Genomic DNA, 18082 nt, shown 5'->3' with positions numbered 1-18082 from the left:
TTGGAGTACAACTCAACGATCAGGTGCTCGGCCACGTCGAAGTCGATGTCGGCGCGGTCCGGCAGCCGGTCCACAATCACGCTCATCTTCTCGGTGTCCTTGGTCATCCAGGAGGGGGTGGGGCGGGAGCCGTTCTTTTCAACGCACTCCTTCAGCTTGCCGCAGTCGGTGGTCTTGATCTCCACCTTGTCGCCGGCCTTGAGCAGGTAGGAGGGGATGTTCACCAGCTGGCCATTCACGGTGAAGTGGCGGTGCAGCACCAGCTGGCGGGCCTCCTTGCGGCTCATGGCAAAGCCCGCGCGGTACACCACGTTGTCCAGCCGGCTCTCCAGGATGCGCAGCAGGTTTTCACCGGTGATGCCGCTCTTGCGCTCGGCCATGTCGAAATAGTGGGCGAACTGGCTCTCCAGCACGCCGTAGTAGCGTTTTGCCTTCTGCTTTGCGCGCAGCTGCAGGCCATATTCGCTGACCTTCTTGCGCATCTGGTTGGGGCCATGCTGGCCGGGTACGGTGCTGCGGCGCGCAAACGCGCACTTGTCAGAGTAGCAGCGCTCGCCTTTCAAAAACAGTTTCTGACCTTCGCGGCGGCACTGACGGCACACTGCGCCTGTATATCTTGCCATTCTTGTTCCTCCTTAAAAATCAGATGCGGCGGCGCTTCGGGGGGCGGCAGCCGTTGTGAGGGATGGGGGTCACGTCCTTGATCATGTTGACCTCAAGGCCGGTGGCCTGGAGCGCGCGGATCGCGGCTTCACGGCCGGAACCGGGGCCCTTTACGTACACTTCCACGCTCTTCATGCCGTGTTCCATCGCGGCCTTGGCTGCGGTCTCAGCGGCGGACTGCGCGGCGTAGGGAGTGCTCTTGCGGGAACCACGGAAGTTCAAACCGCCCGAGCTGGCCCAGGAAACGGTGTTGCCCTGCGTGTCGGTGATGGTTACGATGGTATTGTTAAAGGTGCTCTGAATGTGCGCAGCGCCGCGCTCAATGTTCTTGCGCTCGCGCCGTTTGGTGCGCACGGCACCCTTTTTAGCAGCAGCTTTGGTTGCCATTTCTGTTCCTCCTCCTTACTTCTTCTTGTTCGCCACGGTGCGCTTCGGCCCCTTGCGGGTACGGGCGTTGGTCTTGGTGCGCTGGCCGCGCACGGGCAAACCCTTGCGATGGCGCACGCCGCGGTAGCACTGCACCTCCACCAGGCGCTTAATGTCCAGCGCCACGTTGCGGCGCAGATCGCCCTCCACGATGACGTTGTTCTTGTCGATATATTCGCGGATCAGGCCTTCCTGCTCGTTGGTCAGGTCTTTTACGCGGGTGTCGGGATCGATCTTGGTACCAGCCAGGATCTTCTTGGCGGTGCTGGGACCGATGCCATAGATATAAGTCAGGCCTACTTCCACGCGCTTTTCGCGGGGCAGGTCAACGCCGGCAATACGTGCCATAGTTTAAAAACCTCCTAATATACATCCCATGTCCGTGTCGGGGGCTGCGCCGGGAATCTACGCACTTGCCCCCCAAGCGCTTCGGGCCTCAGCCCTGGCGCTGCTTGTGCTTGGGGTTTTCGCAGATGACCATCACGCGGCCTTTGCGCTTGATGACCTTGCACTTTTCGCAGATGGGTTTCACGGAAGGTTTGACCTTCATGATGATGAACCTCCTTTTGTGTGGCGCTTATTTCGAGCGCCAGGTGATGCGGCCCTTTGTGAGATCATAGGGCGACATTTCCAGTGTGACCTTGTCCCCGGGCAGGATGCGGATGAAATTGGTCCGCAGCTTGCCGGAGATATGTGCCAGCAACCGATGGCCGTTTGCCAGCTCCACCCGGAAGGTGGCATTGGGCAGGGCTTCTATAACCACGCCCTCAACTTCAATAACGTCTTCTTTGGACAAGCGCTTCCCTCCTCTGAGATTAAGTGGGGTGAGCCGCGTCAAAGGCGCGGATCGCCTCACTGAGCTGTTTGTCGTTTGCAAGGCTTTCGCTTTGCAGGACGGTGGCGGTGGGGGCCACATGCCTTATCTTTTTCGGCTTTGGCCGCTCCAGTCTGCGCAGGCTTCCGTCTGCGAGAAAAAGCATCTGGCCTTCCACGGCCAGCACCGCGAAGGTGCGGGTCTTGTCCCTGCCTGCCCGCGAGCGCACCAGCCGGCCTTTTACAAAGTCCATGCTGCACCCTCCCAGGCCTTGGTCAGGACCTCGGGCCCTGCGGCGGTCATGGCGACCGTGTGCTCAAAGTGAGCGGAAAGGCCGCCGTCCGCCGTGCGAACCGTCCATCCATCGGCGTCGGTTTTCACCGTGTAGTGTTTCTGATTGACCATCGGTTCAATGGCCAGGGTCATCCCGCTCACCAGCCGCGGGCCGCGCCCTGCGGCGCCGAAATTCGGCACCTCCGGGTCCTCGTGAAGCTCTTTGCCCACGCCGTGGCCCACAAAGCTGCGAACAACAGAAAAACCGTTTTCCTCCACATAGGTCTGCACGGCGTGGCTGATATCGCCCACCCGCGCGCCGCACACCGCGGCCCGAATGCCGCAGTGCAGGCTTTCGCGGGTGACCTCCAGCAGCCGCCGGGCCTCAAGATCCAGCTTGCCGCACCCAAAGGTGCAGGCATTGTCGCCGTTAAAGCCACCCCAGGCAGCCCCTGTGTCGATGCTCACGATATCGCCGGGCCGGATCACCTTTTTTTTGCTGGGGATGCCGTGGATCACCTCGTCGTTCACGCTGATGCACGCGGTGCCCGGGAACCCGTACAGGCCCTTGAAGTTGGGCCTGGCGCCCTGCCCTTTGATAAAGTCGAAAATGATCTTGTCGATCTCGGCGGTGGTAATTCCCGCCTCGATCGCGCCGCCGCCGAGCCGCAGCGCCTCGGCGCTGATCTCGCAGGCGCGGCGCATTGCTGTGAGCTCCTTGGCATTTTTGATCTGGATCACGCGCTCAAGCCTCCAATGCCTTCAACAGCAGCGCGGTGGTATCGGCGATGTCGTCCTGGCCTTCCACCACCACCAGCTTACCCCGCTGGCGGTAAAACTCGATCAGCGGTTCGGTGAGCTCGTGATAGGTGCGCAGCCGGTCCCTCACCGTTTCAGGCTCGTCGTCCTTGCGGGCGATCAGCGCGCCGCCGCACCGGTCGCAGCGGTCCGGCTCGCGGCTGGGCTTGTGCTCCACATGGTAGGAAGCCCCGCACGCCGAGCAGACCCGCCGGCCGGAAAGGCGTTTCATGATCACCTCGTCCGCCACCTCAAGATCCACCACCTTGTCGATGACCACCCCCATCTGCTCCAGCGCCTCAGCCTGGGCCACCGTGCGGGGCACGCCGTCCAGGATAAAGCCGCCGGCACAGTCGGGCTCGGTCAGCCGCTCTTTGATGATGCCGATGATGACGGGGTCGGGGACAAGCGAGCCGTTTTCGATGTATTCCTTGGCTTTCAAGCCCATTTCAGTTCCGTTTTTTACTGCGGCGCGCAGGATATTCCCGGTGCTGATGGCCGGAATGTTCAGCTTGTCGCAAACCACTTCCGCCTGGGTCCCTTTGCCGGCGCCCGGAGCGCCCAACAGGATCAGATTCATGCTCGTTTGTCCCCTTTCCTTTTGTCAAGATGGGGGTTCCCTGTTTATTCCAGGAAGCCCTTGTGATGGCGCATCAGCATGTAGCTTTCCATGCTGCGGCCAGTATCCAGGGCCACGCCCACAACGATCAGCAAGCTCGTGCCGCCCAGCTGGATGTTCGTGCCGGTCACATTGCCCAGAATGATGGGCAGAATGGCCACGACCCCCAAGAACATCGCCCCGATAAAGGTGATCTTGGACAGGCTCTTGGTAATGAAGTCGCTGGTGGGCTTGCCCGGCCGGATGCCGGGGATCGCGCCGTTGTTTTTGCGCAGATTGTTGGCGATTTCCACGGGGTTATACTGGATTGCCACATAGAAATAGTTGAAAGCAACGATCAGCAGCAGGTAGATCACGGCGTACAAAAAGCTCCGGTAGTTGAACACCTGGAAAAAGGATGCCCAGAACGGGTGCGCCGCCGCGTCAAAGTTGATAAAGCTGCCGATCATGTTGGGGATGCTGACCAGCGCGCTGGCAAAAATGATGGGCATAACGCCGCTCATGTTCACCTTCAGGGGAATGTGGCTGGCCTGGCCGCCGTACATCTTGCGGCCCACCACCCGTTTTGCGTACTGCACCGGGATGCGGCGCTCGGCATTGGTCAGAATGACCACGAACACCACCACCACCAGCGCCAACACCAGGAACAGGGGCAGGAACGCATAGATCTGGGGCTCGCCGGAAGCCGCCCGGGTCAGCAGGCTCTTCACGGCGGTGATCACGCTGCTCCAGCGGGAGATAATGCCCGCAAAGATCAGCAGCGACACGCCGTTGCCGATGCCCTTGGCGTCGATCTGCTCACCCAGCCAGGTAATGAACTGTGCGCCTGCGGTAAAGGTCAGCACAATGACCACCGCCGCAAACCAGCCCTGCCAGCCGGTGGTGTAAGCAACCGCGCCGTAGTTGTTGCGGATGATCAGGTAGTAGCCGATGGCCATGGCCAGGGCAATGCCGCCGCCCACATAGCGGGTAATGCGGGTCAGCTTGCGCCGGCCGTCCTCGCCCTCCTTGGACAGGCGCTCCAGTGCCGGAATGGCCACGGTGAGCAGCTGCATGATGATGGAGGCGTTGATGTAGGGACCAACGCCCAAAGCAAAGATGGCGCACTGGCTGAGCGCGCCGCCGCTCATCATGTTCAGGTAATCCAGCATGTTGCCGGTCCCGGAAGCGAACAGGGTGAGCGCATCCGCATTGATGTAGGGCACGGTAATAACGCAGCCCAGACGGAAAATAACGATGACCATCAGGGTGTACAGGATCTTCTTACGCAGTTCGGGGATCTTCCACGCATTGCGGAATGTATCGAACACCTTAGATCACCTCTGCCTTTCCGCCCGCCTTTTCGATTTTCTCTTTGGCGGAAGCAGTAAAGGCGGCCACCTGCACGGTCAGGGCTTTGGTCAGCTCGCCGTTGCCCAGGACCTTCACGCCGTCCAGGCTTTTTTTGATCAGACCGGCCTCGACCAGGGCCTTGGTATCCACCACTGCGCCGGCCTCAAACCTTGCCTCCAGATCGCTCACCTTAACGGTAGCATACTCGGTGGCGAAAATGTTGTTGAAACCGCGCTTGGGCAGGCGGCGCTGAAGGGGCATCTGGCCGCCTTCGAACCCGGCCTTTTTCACGCCCGAACGCGCTTTCTGGCCCTTGTGGCCGTAACCGGCGGTCTTGCCGTTTCCGCTGCCGTGACCGCGGCCCTTGCGTTTCGCAGCGGTGGTAGAACCCTCTGCGGGCTTTAATTCATGAAGCTTCAATGTGCTTGCACCTCCTTGCTGTTACGCTTTGGTGACCACGACCATGTGGCTGATTTTAGCGATCTTGCCGCTGGTGGGGGCGTTATCCGGCTGAACGGCAACGTCGCCAATGCGGCTCAGGCCCAGGCTCTTCGCGGTAGCGATCTGCTTTACGCTGCGGCCCGACAGGCTCTTGACCAGTTTAATGGTCAAAACGCCCTCGGCCTTCGCCTTGGGAGCGGCGGCCTTCTTGGGGGCAGCTTCGCCCTCGGCCTTTTTGGCCGCGCTCTTTTTGGGAGCGGCCTCGCCTTCGGCCTTTTTAGCCGCAGGCTTTTTGGCGGCGGGCTTCTTCGCAGCAGCCTTTTCGCCGTCCGCCGCCTTTTTAGCGGCGGGCTTTTTGGCGGCGGGCTTTTTAGCCGCAGCCTTTTCCTCGGTGGCAGCCTCGGCGGCCGCGACCTTCTTTTCGGTTTCTGCCATGATCAGCTACCTCCTTAACCTAAGATTTCCTTCACGGTCTTGCCGCGCTTGGCAGCCACTTCCTCGGCGCTGACCAGGCTGCACAGGCCGTTCACGGTGGCGGTTACCACGTTGCAGGGGTTGTTGGAGCGCAGGCACTTGGTACGGATGTCCTTAATGCCGGCGGCTTCCAGCACCGCACGCACGGGGCCGCCGGCGATCACGCCGGTACCGGGGGCCGCGGGGCGCATCAGAATGCGGCCTGCCCCGAACTCGCCCACAATCTCGTGGGGAATGGTGGTGCCCCGCATGGCGATCTTGTGCATGTTCTTTTTGGCGTTCTCGATGCCCTTGCGGATCGCCTCGGGAACCTCGCCCGCCTTGCCCATGCCAAAACCGATGGTGCCCTTGCCGTCACCCACGACAACCAGAGCGCTGAACTTCATCACGCGGCCGCCCTTAACGGTTTTGGATACGCGGTTGATGGCGACGACCTTCTCGATCATGCCGTCGTCCACTTCACGATTTCTTCTTTCCATGTGTATCCTCCTCCTTACAGCTCCAGGCCGCCCTCGCGGGCGCCCTCGGCCAAAGCTTTCACGCGGCCGTGATAAACAAAGCCACCGCGGTCGAATACGACCGTCTTGATGCCCTTCTCCAGGGCCTTCTCGGCAATCATTTTGCCCACCTTGCCGGCAGCCTCAATGTTGCCGCCAAAGCCCTCAAAGCCTTTTTCCATGCTGGAGGCGCTGACCAAGGTCACGCCGGCCACATCATCAATGATCTGGGCATAGATATGCTTGGAGGAGCGGAACACGTCCAGGCGGGGGCGCTCAGCGGTGCCGCTGATCTTGCCGCGCACACGGCGATGACGACGAAGCCGGGCTTCGTTCTTGTCAGGTTTATTGACCATTGTCTTTCACTCCTTACCTTATTTGCCTTTGCCGGCCTTGCCCTCTTTGCGGATGATGTGCTCACCAGCATAGCGGATGCCCTTGCCCTTGTAGGGTTCGGGGGGGCGCTTCTCGCGGACTTCAGCCGCGAACTGGCCGACCTTCTGCTTGTCGATGCCCTTGATGATGATGGTGTTGGCGTCGGGAGCTTCGATCTTGATCTCGTCGGTCTCCTCCACGATCACCTGGTGGGAAAAGCCCAGGTTCATCACCAGGCTCTTGCCCTGCTTGGCCACACGGTAGCCCACGCCCTGCACTTCCAGCTTTTTCTCAAAGCCGTTTACAACGCCCTCCACCATATTGCTGATGTTGGTGCGGGTCAGGCCGTGCAGGCTGCGGGCCTCTTTCTCGTCATTGGGGCGGGTCACCAGCACTTCACCACCCTCGATCTTCACGATCATCATGGGGTGGATCTTGGAATTCAGGGTGCCCTTGGGGCCCTTCACGGTCACGACGTTATCCTTTATGGTAACTTCGACGCCCGCAGGAATGACGATGGGTTTTCTTCCAATTCTCGACATTGTCTTTTTGCCCCTTTCTTACCACACAAAGGCGAGCACTTCGCCACCCACGTGGGCGGCCCTGGCGGCTTTGTCGGTCATAACGCCCTGCGAGGTGGAAATGATCGCGGTGCCCAGGCCCTTCATGACCTTGGGCATGTCTTCGCAGTTGGTGTAGATGCGCAGGCCGGGCTTGGAAACGCGCCGCAGGCCGGCCAGGACCGGCGCGCCGTTCTCCTGATATTTCAGGGTCAGGCGCAGGGTGCCCTGCTTGTTGTCTTCGATCGACTGCACACTCTTGATGTAGCCCTCGTCAACCAGGATCTGGCAAACCGCCTTCTTCAGGTTGGAAGCGGGAACGTCTACAGAAGGGTGTTTGGCAGTGCTGGCATTGCGGATGCGGGTGAGCAGGTCCGCGATAGGATCGGTGATTTGCATGCCACTAACCTCCTTTTAAGGTTCTTCGTTGTTGTTCTGCGGTTTACCAGGATGCCTTCTTCACGCCGGGGATCTCGCCCTTATAGGCCAGTTCACGGAAGCAGATACGGCATACACCGTACTTGCGCAGGTAGGCGTGGGGGCGGCCGCAGATCTTGCAGCGGTTGTAGCCGCGGGTAGAGAACTTGGGCTCCTGCTGCTGCTTGATCTTCATAGAAGTCTTTGCCAAAGTCGTACCCTCCCTTAGTTAGCGAACGGAGCGCCCATGGCCGCAAGCAGGGCCTTGGCCTCTTCGTCGGTTTTGGCGGTGGTCACAAAAGCGATGTCCATACCGCGCACGGCGTCGATCTTGTCGTAGTCGATCTCCGGGAAGATCAGCTGCTCTTTGATGCCCAGGGCGTAGTTGCCGCGGCCATCGAAGGAGTTGCCGTTGATTCCGCGGAAGTCGCGCACGCGGGGCAGGGCCACGCTGAACAGCCGGTCCACGAACTCGTACATGCGCTCGCCGCGCAGGGTGACCTTCACGCCCACGGGCATGCCCTCGCGCAGCTTGAAGTTCGCCACGCTCTTTTTGGCCTTGCACACGATGGGCTTCTGGCCGGTGACCTGGGCAATGTCGCCCAGAATGGCCTCGATCATTTTCTGGTTGTCCTTGGCTTCGCCGCAGCCCACGTTCACGATAACCTTATCGAGCTTGGGGATCTGCATAACGCTCTTGTAGCCAAACTTGCTCATGAGGGCGGGAGCAACCTCGCTGACATACTTTTCTTTCAAACGTGCCATTGTGTTGTTTCCCTCCTTCACAGCTCGGCGCCGCATTTGCGGCACACGCGCACATTTTTGCCTTCCTTCACGGTGTGGGCCACGCGGGTGGCCTTGCCGCACTTGGGGCAAACCGGCATAACTTTGCAGGCGTAGATCGCACCCTCGGCCTTCACGATACCGCCCTGTTCGCCCTGACGGCGGGGTTTCACGTGCTTGGTGACCATGTTCAGACCCTCGATGATGACCTTGCCCTCTTTGGGGCTCACAGCCAACACCTTACCGGTCTTGCCCTTGTCCTTGCCGCTGATGATCATAACGTTGTCGCCGGTTTTAACATGAAGATTGTTCATTCTTAAAACCTCCTTACAGCGATTCCGGAGCCAGGCTCAAGATCTTCAGGTAACCGTTCTCGCGCAGTTCGCGGGCCACGGGTCCAAAGATACGGGTGCCTCTCGGGTTCTTGTCTTCACGGATCAGCACCGCCGCGTTCTCGTCGAACCGGATGTAGCTGCCGTCCTCACGGCGCAGGCCATGCTTGCTGCGAACGATCACAGCCTTGACCACGTCGCCTTTTTTCACGGTACCGCCGGGGGCCGCCTTTTTAACGGAAGCCACCACAACGTCGCCGATGTTCGCATATCTCTTGCGCGAACCGCCCAGCACACGAATGCACATTAACTCCTTGGCACCGGTGTTGTCGGCTACTTTGAGATAAGTTTGCATCTGAACCATTGCCAGATCCTCCTTTCAAAGTAACAGGCGTTATTTCGCCTTTTCCAGAATTTCGACCACGCGCCAGCGCTTATCCTTGGACAGGGGGCGGGTCTCCATGATCTTCACACGGTCGCCAGTGCCGCACTCGTTGTTTTCGTCGTGGGCCTTGAACTTCACAGTGCGCTTCAGGATCTTCTTGTAGAGGGGGTGCTGCACGCTGTCCTTCACGGCAACGACGACGGTCTTATCCATCTTGTCGGACACAACGGTGCCCACACGGGTCTTTCTCAAATTGCGTTCCATCGTTTACCCTCCCTTACGCTTTCTCGTTCTGGGCCAGCACGGTCATCACGCGGGCGATGTCTTTCTTCACCGTTGCAATGCGGCCGGGGTTGTCCAGTTGGTTGATGGCGTGCTGGAAGCGAAGGTTGAACAGCTCCTGCTTCAGCTCGACCAGCTTTTCGTTCAGCTCTTTTGCGCTCATTTCGCGCAGATCGGCAGCTTTCATGCGTCGCCACCCTCCTTCACTTCGTCTTCGCGCTTGGCGAACTTGCACTTGACCGGCAGCTTGTGCATGGCCAGGCGCAGGGCCTCGCGGGCAGTGGTTTCATCCACGTCGGCCAGCTCGAACAGCACACGGCCGGGCTTGACCACAGCCACCCAGTACTCCGGGCTGCCTTTACCGGAACCCATGCGGGTCTCGGCGGGCTTCTCGGTCACGGGCTTGTCGGGGAAGATCTTGATCCAAACCTTACCGCCACGCTTGATGTAACGGGTCATGGCGATACGGGCGGCCTCGATCTGGCGGGAATCAATCCAGCCGGGCTCCAGCGCCACCAGGCCGTACTGGCCCTGGTTCACGGTGTTGCCGCGCATGGCTTTGCCCTTCATGCGGCCACGCTGTACGCGGCGGTACTTAACGCGTTTCGGCAGTAACATTACCGGTTGCCTCCTTCCTTGCGGTCGCGGCGGAAGTTATTGCTGGTGTTCTCCCTTTCCGCGGCGGGCTTGGAGCCCTTCAGCACTTCGCCCTTGTAGATCCACACCTTTACGCCGATGCGGCCGTAGGTGGTGGCGGCCTCTGCAAAGCCGTAATCAATGTCGGCGCGCAGGGTCTGCAGGGGGATGGTCCCCTCGTGGTAGCTCTCGGTGCGGGCGATATCCGCGCCGCCCAAACGGCCGGACACCTGGGTCTTGATGCCCTTGGCGCCGCGCTGCATTGCCCGGCCCATGCACTGTTTCATGGCGCGGCGGAAGCCGATGCGGCGCTCCAGCTGGCTGGCGATGTTCTCGGCCACGAGCTGGGCGTTGGTGTCCATATTGCGCACTTCAATGATGTTCACATTGACGTCCTTGCCGGTCATTTTCTTGAGCTGGTCCTGCAGCTTCACGATCTCAGAGCCGCCCTTGCCAATGACCATGCCGGGCTTTGCGCACCAGATGCTCACCTTGAGGCGGGGCGCTCCGGACTGGCTGTCCACCGTGCGCTCGATCTCGATCTTGGGGATGCCCGCGCCGAACAGCTGCTTTTTCAGCTGCTTGCGGATCTTGTAGTCCTCAACCAGGGTGTCGCCGAATTCCTTTTTGGAAGTAAACCAGCGGCTGTCCCAATCTTTGATGACGCCCACGCGAATGCCGTGGGGATTCACTTTCTGGCCCATTGTGTTTACCTCCTTACTCTTTCTCTTTCAGAACCACGGTCACATGGCTGGTGCGCTTGAGCACCCGGAACGCGCGGCCCTGAGCGCGGGGACGAATGCGCTTCAGGGTGGGGCCGGGGGTAACGAAGCACTCGGCCACGTACAGGCTGTTCTTGTCCATGTTGTGGTTGTTTTCCGCATTTGCGGCAGCAGATTTCACCAGTTTCAGAAGGGGCTCGCAAGCGGCCTTCGGGGTGTACTGCAGGATCGCCAGCGCCTTGTCCAAAGGCTGGTTGCGGATCAGGTCCAGCACAACCGAAACCTTGCGGGGGCTGATGCGGGCGTATCGAAGATGTGCCCTAGCTTCCATTGCTTTACTCCTCCTTATCCTTACCTGCCGGTCTTGGAGCCGGCATGGCCCTTGAAGGTACGGGTCGGGGCGAACTCGCCCAGCTTGTGACCGACCATATCTTCGGTGACGTAAACGGGCACATGCTTGCGGCCGTCGTGCACGGCGAAGGTGTGGCCCACAAAGTCGGGGAAAATCGTGGAGGAGCGGCTCCAGGTTTTCAGCACGCGCTTCTCGCCGGCGGCGTTCATTTCCTGCACGCGCTTCAGCAGAACAGGCAGGACGTACGGTCCCTTCTTAACACTTCTACCCATGTTCGTTCTCCTCTCTTAACCTTTGGCGCGCTTGACAATGAACTTGTCAGAGCGGTTGTGGTGTTTGCGGGTCTTGTAACCCATGGTAGGCTTGCCCCAGGGGGTAACAGGGCCGGGACGGCCCACGGGGCTCTTGCCTTCACCACCGCCGTGGGGGTGATCGCAGGGGTTCATCACAGAGCCGCGCACAGCGGGCCGCCAGCCCATGTGGCGCCTGCGGCCGGCCTTGCCCAGGTTCACGTTCTCGTGATCCACGTTGCCCACCTGGCCCACGGTGGCGATGCAGTTCAGGGGGATGTTGCGCATCTCGCCGGAGGGCAGGCGAACCAGGGCGTAGCCGTTCTCTTTTGCCATCAGCTGAGCCTGGTTGCCGGCGCTGCGCACCAGCTGGCCGCCCTTGCCGGGATACAGCTCAACGTTGTGGATGATGGTGCCCACGGGGATGTTGGCAAAGGGCAGCGCGTTGCCGGGCTTGATGTCGGCATTGGGGCCCGCCATGATGACGTCGCCCACCTTCATGCCTTCGGCGGCCAGGATGTAGCGCTTCTCGCCGTCCTCGTACTGGATCAGGGCGATGTGAGCGGAGCGGTTGGGATCGTACTCCAGGGTTTTTACCGTGGCGGGAACGTCAAACTTGTTGCGTTTGAAGTCGATCACACGGTATTTGGTGCGGTTACCGCCGCCGTGATGGCGGACGGTGATGCGGCCGGTGTTGTTGCGGCCGGCGGCCTTTTTCATAGGCTCCAGCAGGCTGCGCTCGGGCTCGACCTTGGAAAGCTGGCTGTAATCGGTCACAGTCATACCGCGGCGGCCCGGGGTAGTCGGCTTATACTTTTTGATCGCCATTGTCGGATCTCCTTTTTTACTTATGAATTGTTATCGGGGTCATATCCCCATACGCGGGCCTTGCTCAGGCCCTAAGGAGCTGCAAAAAGCAGCTTAGACCATGCTCTCGAAGAAGTCGATGCCCTTGCTGCCCTCTTTCAGGGTAACAATGGCCTTCTTCGCGGCGGCGGTGTAGCCGCCGTGCATGCCCTGGCGGCGATAACGGCCGCGCACGCTGATGGTGTTAACCTTCGCAACCTGCACGCCGAACAGCTTTTCGACGGCTTTGGCGATCTCCACCTTGTTGGCGTCGGTGGCGACCTTGAAGGTGTACTTCTTGTTCGCCACGCCCGTCATAGAGTTCTCGGTAATGACAGGAGCCAGAATGATGTCTTGTGCAGTTTTCATTAGCCCAGAACCTCCTCAAGTTTCTTGGCCGCGTCCACGCTCAGGATGAACTTGTCGGCGTTTACCACGTCGTAGGTGTTCACGCTGGTGGCAACGGTGGTGGCCACGCCGGGGATGTTGGCGGCGCTCTTCACAAGCTTTGCCTCCACCTCAGGGGTGACGATCAGGTTCTTTTTGCCGGCGCCCACGGCGGCCAGCATGCCGATCACGGCTTTGGTCTTGTACTCGGCCACGGCCAGGCTGTCGATCAGGATCATGTCGCCCGCGGCGGCCTTGGCGCTGATGGCGCTCAGGATAGCCAGGCGCTTGACCTTGCGGTTCAGCCGGTAGCTGTAGTCGCGGGGCTTGGGACCCAGCGCAACGCCGCCGTGCGTCCACTGGGGGGCGCGGGTGGAACCCTGCCGTGCATGGCCGGTGCCCTTCTGGCGCCAGGGCTTGCGGCCGCCGCCGGAAACCTCGCTGCGGGTCTTGGTGCTCTGGGTGCCCTGGCGCTGGTTGGCCAGGAAGTTCACCACAGCGGCGTGGACGGCCTTCTCGTTGGGGGTGATACCGAATACGGCGTCGGAAAGCTCTACGGTGGAAACTTTCTTGCCGTTCATATCCAAAACGTCAAATTGTGCCATTGTGCTTTCCCTCCTTACGCCTTCACGCTATCGCTGATGCAGACCACGGCGCCCTTGGGGCCGGGGACCGCGCCTTTGATGGCGATCAGATTGTTCTCGGGGTCGACCTTGACGACGGTCAGGTTCTGAATGGTGACCCGCTCAGCGCCCAGGTGACCGGGCAGCTTTTTGCCTTTGAACACGCGGCTCGGCGTGGAGCAGGAGCCCATGGAGCCGGCGTGACGGGAAACGGGGCCGGTGCCGTGCGATTCGCGCAGGCGATGGCCGTTCCAGCGCTTGATGGTGCCGGCGTAACCCTTGCCCTTGCTCACACCCACCACGTCGATGTGCTCGCCGGTGGCGAAAACGTCGGCCTTCAGGATGTCGCCCACATTCAGGGCGCTGATGTCGGCCAGGCGAAACTCCCGCAGGGTGCGCTTGGGGGCGACGTCGGCCTTGTCGAAGTGCCCCTTGAGAGGCTTTGTGACCTTCTTGGCCGCAATGTCGCCATAGCCCAGCTGCACGGCCTGGTAGCCGTCGCTCTCGAGGGTCTTCTTCTGCACCACGGTGCAGGGTCCGGCCTCGATCACGGTCACGGGCACGACTTTGCCGTTTTCATCAAACAGCTGGGTCATACCGAGCTTTTTGCCGATGATACCTTTTTGCATTTTTCTTTCCTCCTGTAAAAGGTTATTGGTTGACGCCGCGAGTAACTTTACAGCGCCAACATGACCTCTCCGCAGCTTTCGGCAGCGGGATCGGTTCTGCAAACTCCCTCAGCAGTTGGCGGCTCGGGGGCCGCCCTTACTGATTTAAAAGGTGGGGTTACAGTTTGATCTCGATGTCTACGCCGGCGGGGAGCTGCAGGCTCGTAAGAGCCTCGACCGTCTTGTTCGACGGCTTCAGGATGTCGATCAGGCGCTTGTGGGTACGGTTCTCAAACTGTTCGCGGCTGTCCTTATACTTGTGAACAGCGCGCAGGATGGTCACCACTTCCTTGTCGGTGGGGAGAGGAATGGGGCCGGACACGCGGGCGCCGGTGCGCTTCGCGGTCTCCACGATCTTCTCCGCAGCGGCGTCGACCAGCTGATGATCGTAGCTCTGCAAACGAATCCTGATTTTTTCCTTGACTGCCATTTTGTTCGCCTCCTATATTTTTTGGTGCCTAGGCGAGCCGACAAATTACTGAACACAGCGCCGGGTGTTTCACAATTTGGCACGAGAAAATCCGGTGAACCGCATCCGCAGTTCCCCCGGACAGACCTGTGGCAAATTAAGTTGGACATTGGTACGCCGCGCGGAATGCGACAGAGTACGTATCCCTTTGCTCTCAGTAATTCTTTCGCCCGGTTCTAGATCGGACATACTCCGCGGAAAAACCCGTATTACTACGGCAACCTCCCGCATCAACGCATATCGCGGCTTGCGCAGCTTGCTACACAAGCCATTTGCAGCCAAGTGCTATTGTAACACACAGGCCCGGGCGTTGCAAGGCTTTTTTGTAAAAAAGTTAGAATTTTTTTGGCACTTTTCTCTGTTTTGCTCAAAAGCGCCGTCCGCTGATTTTTCAGCGCCGCAAGGCGCCAAACGCCCCCTCCGGCCCTGGCCGGAAGGGGCAGCGTCCGTGTTTTTTTCAGAAATAATATCCCGTGCCCACGCCCACCAGCGCAATAATGAACACTAGGATGTAAAACGCCACGGCTGCGGCACTGAAAATCAGCATGGCCCGCGCCCAGTTGCGCTTGCCGATCTTGGTGTTCCCCCCAAACGCCCAGACGAGCAGCAAAACCAGCCCCACCAGCGGGATCACGCTCACAAGGATGGTCCACACCCATTCCCCGGTTCCCACCGGCTCCTCTGGAGGCGGCGGCGCGTAGGCGTGGCGCGCATAGGCGGGCGCCTGGTAGCCCTGCGGCGGGTAAGCGCCCTGCTGGTAGACCGGCGGCTGGCCGGCGGGCGCGGGGCCCGGCCGCTGCTGGTACGCCGGTCCGGCGCCCTGGGGCTGCGGGGCGGGCGGCGGCGCTGCCTCGGGCGCAGTGGGCAGCGGCGGCGCTGCCGGGGCCGGCGCGTGGCCCGCAAAGGGGTCGCCGGGGGCAGCCGCAGGCGGGGCGGCGGGCGGCACAGCCGCCCCCTCCCCGGGCCGCGCGGCGGGGGCGCTCACGGGTGCGCCGCAGGCGGTGCACACCAGGGCGTCGTCGGGTAAGTACGCGCCGCATTTTTTACAGTACATACTGGTTCACTCCTCTTTTGGGGCGGCTTTCTCCCCTTTTTTTCAGTATACCAGATAAAGGGGCGGTTTGTCATCCGCTATTTGAGCCGCAGCTTTTCCTGCAGGCCCTCCTCCGGGGTCACGTAAGCGGTCTCGTAGCTGTCATACAAAACCATGCCGGGTTTCAGATCGCCGGTTTTGCGGATGTTCTTCACAATCGTGTAGTCCACCGGCACCTTTACCCCGCCCGCAAGGCTGGAATGCAGCACCGCCAGCTGCGCCGCCTCGTTCCGGGTGGCCAGCGGGATTTCCTTTCCCTCGCTCATCACCACCGTGTGGCTGCCGGGGGCGTTCTTCACATGAAACCACAAATCCCTGCCCCGCGCGGTATGCAGGGTGAGCTTTTCGTTTTGCAGGTTGTTGCGGCCCACCAGAATCAAAAAACCTTCGGTGGAGCGGTAGCGGTAAAAATCGGCGGGCTTTTGCTTTTTGTCCCGCAGCTTATAGTATTTCAGGTATCCCTGGCTCTTGAGCTCGGCCCGGATCTCGCCCAGCGCCTGCTCGCCCGGCGCCGATTCCACCTCGTACAGCACGGTGGCCAGGTACTCGATCTCCTGCTCGCCCTGCTCCAGCAGCTTTACCAGCATCTTTGCGGCGGTCTGCTTTTTCTTGTACTCCTTAAAGTATTTCTGGGCGTTGGCATTGGCAGGCAGCCGCGGGTCCAGCCGGATCTCCAGGGGCTGGCCGTCGTAATAATTGGTCACGGTAACGCTGCGCGCGCCCTTTTCCACCGCCCACAGGTTTGCCTGCAGCAGCTCCCCGCACAGGCGCAGCTGATCTGCTCTGCCGCTTTGGGCCAGTTCTTCTTTGCGGGCGGCCTGCTTGCGGATGGCGCGCTCGTGCAGGTTTTTCACGGTTTTCTGCAGATCCTTGCTTTTTTGCCGCAGCCGTTCTGCCCGGTCCTTCTGGCAATAGTAAGCCTCCAGCATGCCGCTGAAAGAATCGAAGCTGTGCAGCCGCTCCTGCCCGTACTGGGTCAGGGGGGTAAAGCTGAACTCCACCGGGCGGCCGGTGTCATCCGCCGCAAGGCAGGGCCGGCCGCCGGCCTCGTAATCGGCCCGGATGGCCCGCAGCGCCGCGATCAGTGCCTCCCGCTGGCCTTCGCTCAGCGCGTCGGCCAGGTGCGCGCCTTCTCCCAATGCCCGGTAGGCCGCCTCGCGGCAAACCACCGGCCCCACCCCGGCGCAGCTGCGCATCAGCGCGTCGGCCACGGGCAGGTCCTTTTGGCAGGCCGCCGCCGCCAGCTCCTCGGCGCTCACCGAAAAGAAGTCGGGCTTCGCGGGCTTTGGCGGCAGAGTATAGGCCAGGCCCGGCAGCAGCTGGCGGATCTCCGAGTCCTCAAAATCCACCCGTTTCAGCGCGTCCACAATTCGCCCCTCCCGGGTGAGCACCAGGTTGGAATACCGGCCCATCAGTTCCACCGCCAGCACATTCTGCACCAGATCCCCCATCTCATTGGTGCACTGAAACCGAAAAAACAGCAGCCGGTCGCCCGGCTCCACCCACAGGTCCATCAGGCGGCCCCCGGTGAGGTGCTTGCGCAGCAGCATGCAGAAGCTGGGCGGCGTTTGGGGGTTTTCAAAGCTCTCGCCGGTCAGGCAGGCCCGGGCCGACCCGCTGCGGGCCGACAGCAGCAGCCGGTGGGTGTCGGTCCGGGTGCGCAGGGTAAGCACCACCTCGTCGCGGGTCGGCTCAAAGATCTTGTCGATCCGGCAGTCCCGCAGGGCGGCCTTGAGTTCCCGGGCACACAGGTCCAAAAGCGCGGCGTCCAGCGCCATAAACGATCACCTCTCTATATAATAAGGTATAACAGGCCGCCGGCCCCCCCGGCAGCAAAATACAAAAAGCGCCGTGCCGAAACAAAGGGCACGGCGCAAAGCGATCAAACCATCAGCTGGCTGCGCAGCGCGGCCTCGGCGGCGTCCACGTCCGCCAGGCCCAAAAGGTCCAGCGTCACGCTGCGGGTGTGGGCGTGCCCGTCGTTCCAGGTGGTGCGGGTCTGGCCGCCGTCCAGCACCAGATCACCGGTGCCGTCGCTGTAGTAGCGCTTCTCCACACCCTCAATGCTGCTCACAGGCCAAGCGGTCACCCGGCTCTCGGTAACGACCAGCACCCGCCGGTTGGTCACGGCATACACCGTACCGGCAAGGCGCCGTTTGCCAAGCAGATTCGGAAACACCAGCTTCAGGCCAATCAGGACAAAGGGGATCCCAAACAGTGGGAACAGCAGGCCCACAATCCCGGTGCGCAGCAGCACGGTGAGGGCGATCAGCTCCCAAAAGCAGGCAAATCCCAGCCAGACCCAGCCGAACAGCCTGCCAAAGGCGCCGCCCGCCGGGTGCAGCTTTTGCGGTTTGCCCCGCCAGATCACGGTCTCGCCGGGCCCCAGCTGCCGCTCCAGCAGATCGCTCTCCGGCACTCCGGGCAGCGGCGCGGCTTCCTCTCCCCGCCCCGGCGCAGGTTCGCCGAACATCTCTCGGTTGTAGCCAAGCTGATCTTCCTTTTTGTGACGCAGCATAGGGCAC

At 61.0% G+C, this 18082-nt stretch carries 33 protein-coding genes; all 33 read right to left on the bottom strand.

Annotated elements, in window-relative coordinates; translation table 11 throughout:
- Positions 1–623: 30S ribosomal protein S4 (rpsD, locus tag ACMLHZ_RS11155; RefSeq protein WP_418667770.1), on the bottom strand; the 623-nt coding region annotated here is incomplete at its 3' end.
- Between the two features lie 19 nt (positions 624–642).
- Complete coding sequence (gene rpsK / locus ACMLHZ_RS11150; RefSeq protein ID WP_177564748.1) at positions 643–1050, bottom strand: 30S ribosomal protein S11; 408 nt, start codon at positions 1048–1050, stop codon at positions 643–645.
- A gap of 15 nt (positions 1051–1065) precedes the next feature.
- Complete coding sequence (gene rpsM / locus ACMLHZ_RS11145; RefSeq protein ID WP_177564746.1) at positions 1066–1437, bottom strand: 30S ribosomal protein S13; 372 nt, start codon at positions 1435–1437, stop codon at positions 1066–1068.
- 88 nt (positions 1438–1525) lie between these two features.
- Complete coding sequence (gene rpmJ / locus ACMLHZ_RS11140) at positions 1526–1639, bottom strand: 50S ribosomal protein L36 (RefSeq protein WP_058965281.1); 114 nt, start codon at positions 1637–1639, stop codon at positions 1526–1528.
- Between the two features lie 27 nt (positions 1640–1666).
- Entirely contained in the window at positions 1667–1885 is a 219-nt protein-coding gene (infA, locus tag ACMLHZ_RS11135) for a translation initiation factor IF-1 (protein ID WP_177564744.1), read from the bottom strand.
- Positions 1886–1904: 19 nt separating this feature from the next.
- On the bottom strand, positions 1905–2156 hold the full coding sequence (locus ACMLHZ_RS11130; protein ID WP_177564742.1) for a KOW domain-containing RNA-binding protein: 252 nt from the start codon (positions 2154–2156) through the stop codon (positions 1905–1907).
- Positions 2144–2917 (bottom strand): type I methionyl aminopeptidase, encoded by a 774-nt coding sequence (map, locus tag ACMLHZ_RS11125; RefSeq protein ID WP_418667769.1) that lies wholly within the window; start codon positions 2915–2917, stop codon positions 2144–2146. Before map ends, ACMLHZ_RS11130 begins: the two co-directional genes overlap by 13 nt.
- A 4-nt stretch (positions 2918–2921) precedes the next feature.
- Positions 2922–3554, bottom strand: coding sequence for an adenylate kinase (locus ACMLHZ_RS11120; RefSeq protein ID WP_177564738.1), 633 nt, complete (start codon positions 3552–3554; stop codon positions 2922–2924).
- A 44-nt stretch (positions 3555–3598) separates the two neighbouring features.
- Positions 3599–4903: a preprotein translocase subunit SecY gene (gene secY / locus ACMLHZ_RS11115; RefSeq protein WP_177564736.1), complete on the bottom strand. Its 1305-nt coding sequence runs from the start codon at positions 4901–4903 to the stop codon at positions 3599–3601.
- A gap of 1 nt (position 4904) precedes the next feature.
- The gene (gene rplO / locus ACMLHZ_RS11110; RefSeq protein WP_177564734.1) at positions 4905–5345 is read right to left on the bottom strand and encodes a 50S ribosomal protein L15; all 441 of its coding nucleotides are present in this window, start codon (positions 5343–5345) and stop codon (positions 4905–4907) included.
- Between the two features lie 21 nt (positions 5346–5366).
- The gene (gene rpmD, locus ACMLHZ_RS11105; RefSeq protein ID WP_418667773.1) at positions 5367–5537 is read right to left on the bottom strand and encodes a 50S ribosomal protein L30; all 171 of its coding nucleotides are present in this window, start codon (positions 5535–5537) and stop codon (positions 5367–5369) included.
- Positions 5538–5815: 278 nt separating this feature from the next.
- Positions 5816–6319, bottom strand: a complete 504-nt coding sequence (gene rpsE / locus ACMLHZ_RS11100; RefSeq protein ID WP_418667768.1) for a 30S ribosomal protein S5 — start codon at positions 6317–6319, stop codon at positions 5816–5818.
- 14 nt (positions 6320–6333) lie between these two features.
- Complete coding sequence (gene rplR, locus ACMLHZ_RS11095) at positions 6334–6693, bottom strand: 50S ribosomal protein L18 (RefSeq protein WP_177564728.1); 360 nt, start codon at positions 6691–6693, stop codon at positions 6334–6336.
- Positions 6694–6711: 18 nt separating this feature from the next.
- The gene (gene rplF / locus ACMLHZ_RS11090) at positions 6712–7254 is read right to left on the bottom strand and encodes a 50S ribosomal protein L6 (RefSeq protein WP_418667767.1); all 543 of its coding nucleotides are present in this window, start codon (positions 7252–7254) and stop codon (positions 6712–6714) included.
- An 18-nt stretch (positions 7255–7272) separates the two neighbouring features.
- Positions 7273–7671, bottom strand: coding sequence for a 30S ribosomal protein S8 (gene rpsH, locus ACMLHZ_RS11085; protein ID WP_177564724.1), 399 nt, complete (start codon positions 7669–7671; stop codon positions 7273–7275).
- A 43-nt stretch (positions 7672–7714) separates the two neighbouring features.
- On the bottom strand, positions 7715–7900 hold the full coding sequence (locus ACMLHZ_RS11080; RefSeq protein ID WP_177564722.1) for a type Z 30S ribosomal protein S14: 186 nt from the start codon (positions 7898–7900) through the stop codon (positions 7715–7717).
- A 14-nt stretch (positions 7901–7914) separates the two neighbouring features.
- The gene (gene rplE, locus ACMLHZ_RS11075; protein ID WP_177564720.1) at positions 7915–8454 is read right to left on the bottom strand and encodes a 50S ribosomal protein L5; all 540 of its coding nucleotides are present in this window, start codon (positions 8452–8454) and stop codon (positions 7915–7917) included.
- 17 nt (positions 8455–8471) lie between these two features.
- Positions 8472–8786, bottom strand: a complete 315-nt coding sequence (gene rplX, locus ACMLHZ_RS11070) for a 50S ribosomal protein L24 (protein ID WP_177564718.1) — start codon at positions 8784–8786, stop codon at positions 8472–8474.
- 13 nt (positions 8787–8799) lie between these two features.
- Positions 8800–9168 carry a 50S ribosomal protein L14 gene (rplN, locus tag ACMLHZ_RS11065; protein ID WP_177564716.1) on the bottom strand — a complete coding sequence of 123 codons (369 nt, stop codon included), beginning with the start codon at positions 9166–9168 and terminating at the stop codon, positions 8800–8802.
- A gap of 30 nt (positions 9169–9198) precedes the next feature.
- Positions 9199–9453, bottom strand: coding sequence for a 30S ribosomal protein S17 (gene rpsQ / locus ACMLHZ_RS11060; RefSeq protein ID WP_177564714.1), 255 nt, complete (start codon positions 9451–9453; stop codon positions 9199–9201).
- A gap of 13 nt (positions 9454–9466) precedes the next feature.
- Positions 9467–9658 carry a 50S ribosomal protein L29 gene (gene rpmC / locus ACMLHZ_RS11055; RefSeq protein ID WP_418667766.1) on the bottom strand — a complete coding sequence of 64 codons (192 nt, stop codon included), beginning with the start codon at positions 9656–9658 and terminating at the stop codon, positions 9467–9469.
- The gene (gene rplP / locus ACMLHZ_RS11050; protein WP_177564710.1) at positions 9655–10089 is read right to left on the bottom strand and encodes a 50S ribosomal protein L16; all 435 of its coding nucleotides are present in this window, start codon (positions 10087–10089) and stop codon (positions 9655–9657) included. Before rplP ends, rpmC begins: the two co-directional genes overlap by 4 nt.
- Positions 10089–10811 carry a 30S ribosomal protein S3 gene (gene rpsC, locus ACMLHZ_RS11045; protein WP_177564708.1) on the bottom strand — a complete coding sequence of 241 codons (723 nt, stop codon included), beginning with the start codon at positions 10809–10811 and terminating at the stop codon, positions 10089–10091. Before rpsC ends, rplP begins: the two co-directional genes overlap by 1 nt.
- 13 nt (positions 10812–10824) lie before the next feature.
- Positions 10825–11160: a 50S ribosomal protein L22 gene (gene rplV, locus ACMLHZ_RS11040; RefSeq protein WP_177564706.1), complete on the bottom strand. Its 336-nt coding sequence runs from the start codon at positions 11158–11160 to the stop codon at positions 10825–10827.
- Between the two features lie 20 nt (positions 11161–11180).
- Positions 11181–11453 carry a 30S ribosomal protein S19 gene (gene rpsS, locus ACMLHZ_RS11035; RefSeq protein ID WP_177564704.1) on the bottom strand — a complete coding sequence of 91 codons (273 nt, stop codon included), beginning with the start codon at positions 11451–11453 and terminating at the stop codon, positions 11181–11183.
- 15 nt (positions 11454–11468) lie between these two features.
- A complete protein-coding gene (gene rplB, locus ACMLHZ_RS11030; RefSeq protein WP_418667765.1) occupies positions 11469–12299 on the bottom strand; it encodes a 50S ribosomal protein L2 in 831 nt (276 codons plus the stop codon).
- A 93-nt stretch (positions 12300–12392) separates the two neighbouring features.
- On the bottom strand, positions 12393–12686 hold the full coding sequence (gene rplW, locus ACMLHZ_RS11025) for a 50S ribosomal protein L23 (RefSeq protein WP_177564700.1): 294 nt from the start codon (positions 12684–12686) through the stop codon (positions 12393–12395).
- Positions 12686–13309, bottom strand: coding sequence for a 50S ribosomal protein L4 (rplD, locus tag ACMLHZ_RS11020; protein WP_177564698.1), 624 nt, complete (start codon positions 13307–13309; stop codon positions 12686–12688). The genes rplW and rplD overlap by 1 nt, the downstream gene beginning before the upstream one ends.
- A gap of 14 nt (positions 13310–13323) precedes the next feature.
- Positions 13324–13956 carry a 50S ribosomal protein L3 gene (gene rplC / locus ACMLHZ_RS11015; protein ID WP_177564696.1) on the bottom strand — a complete coding sequence of 211 codons (633 nt, stop codon included), beginning with the start codon at positions 13954–13956 and terminating at the stop codon, positions 13324–13326.
- A gap of 157 nt (positions 13957–14113) precedes the next feature.
- A complete protein-coding gene (rpsJ, locus tag ACMLHZ_RS11010; RefSeq protein WP_177564694.1) occupies positions 14114–14425 on the bottom strand; it encodes a 30S ribosomal protein S10 in 312 nt (103 codons plus the stop codon).
- A 496-nt stretch (positions 14426–14921) separates the two neighbouring features.
- Positions 14922–15518 carry a zinc ribbon domain-containing protein gene (locus tag ACMLHZ_RS11005; RefSeq protein WP_418667764.1) on the bottom strand — a complete coding sequence of 199 codons (597 nt, stop codon included), beginning with the start codon at positions 15516–15518 and terminating at the stop codon, positions 14922–14924.
- 77 nt (positions 15519–15595) lie between these two features.
- Complete coding sequence (locus tag ACMLHZ_RS11000) at positions 15596–17335, bottom strand: Rqc2 family fibronectin-binding protein (protein ID WP_418667763.1); 1740 nt, start codon at positions 17333–17335, stop codon at positions 15596–15598.
- Positions 17336–17439: 104 nt separating this feature from the next.
- Positions 17440–18075, bottom strand: a complete 636-nt coding sequence (locus ACMLHZ_RS10995; RefSeq protein WP_418667762.1) for a hypothetical protein — start codon at positions 18073–18075, stop codon at positions 17440–17442.
- Positions 18076–18082 lie beyond the last annotated feature (7 nt).

Source organism: Allofournierella sp. (assembly GCF_048388525.1).
GTDB lineage: Bacteria > Bacillota > Clostridia > Oscillospirales > Ruminococcaceae > BQOK01.
This window is presented reverse-complemented; position numbering and strand designations above follow the sequence as displayed.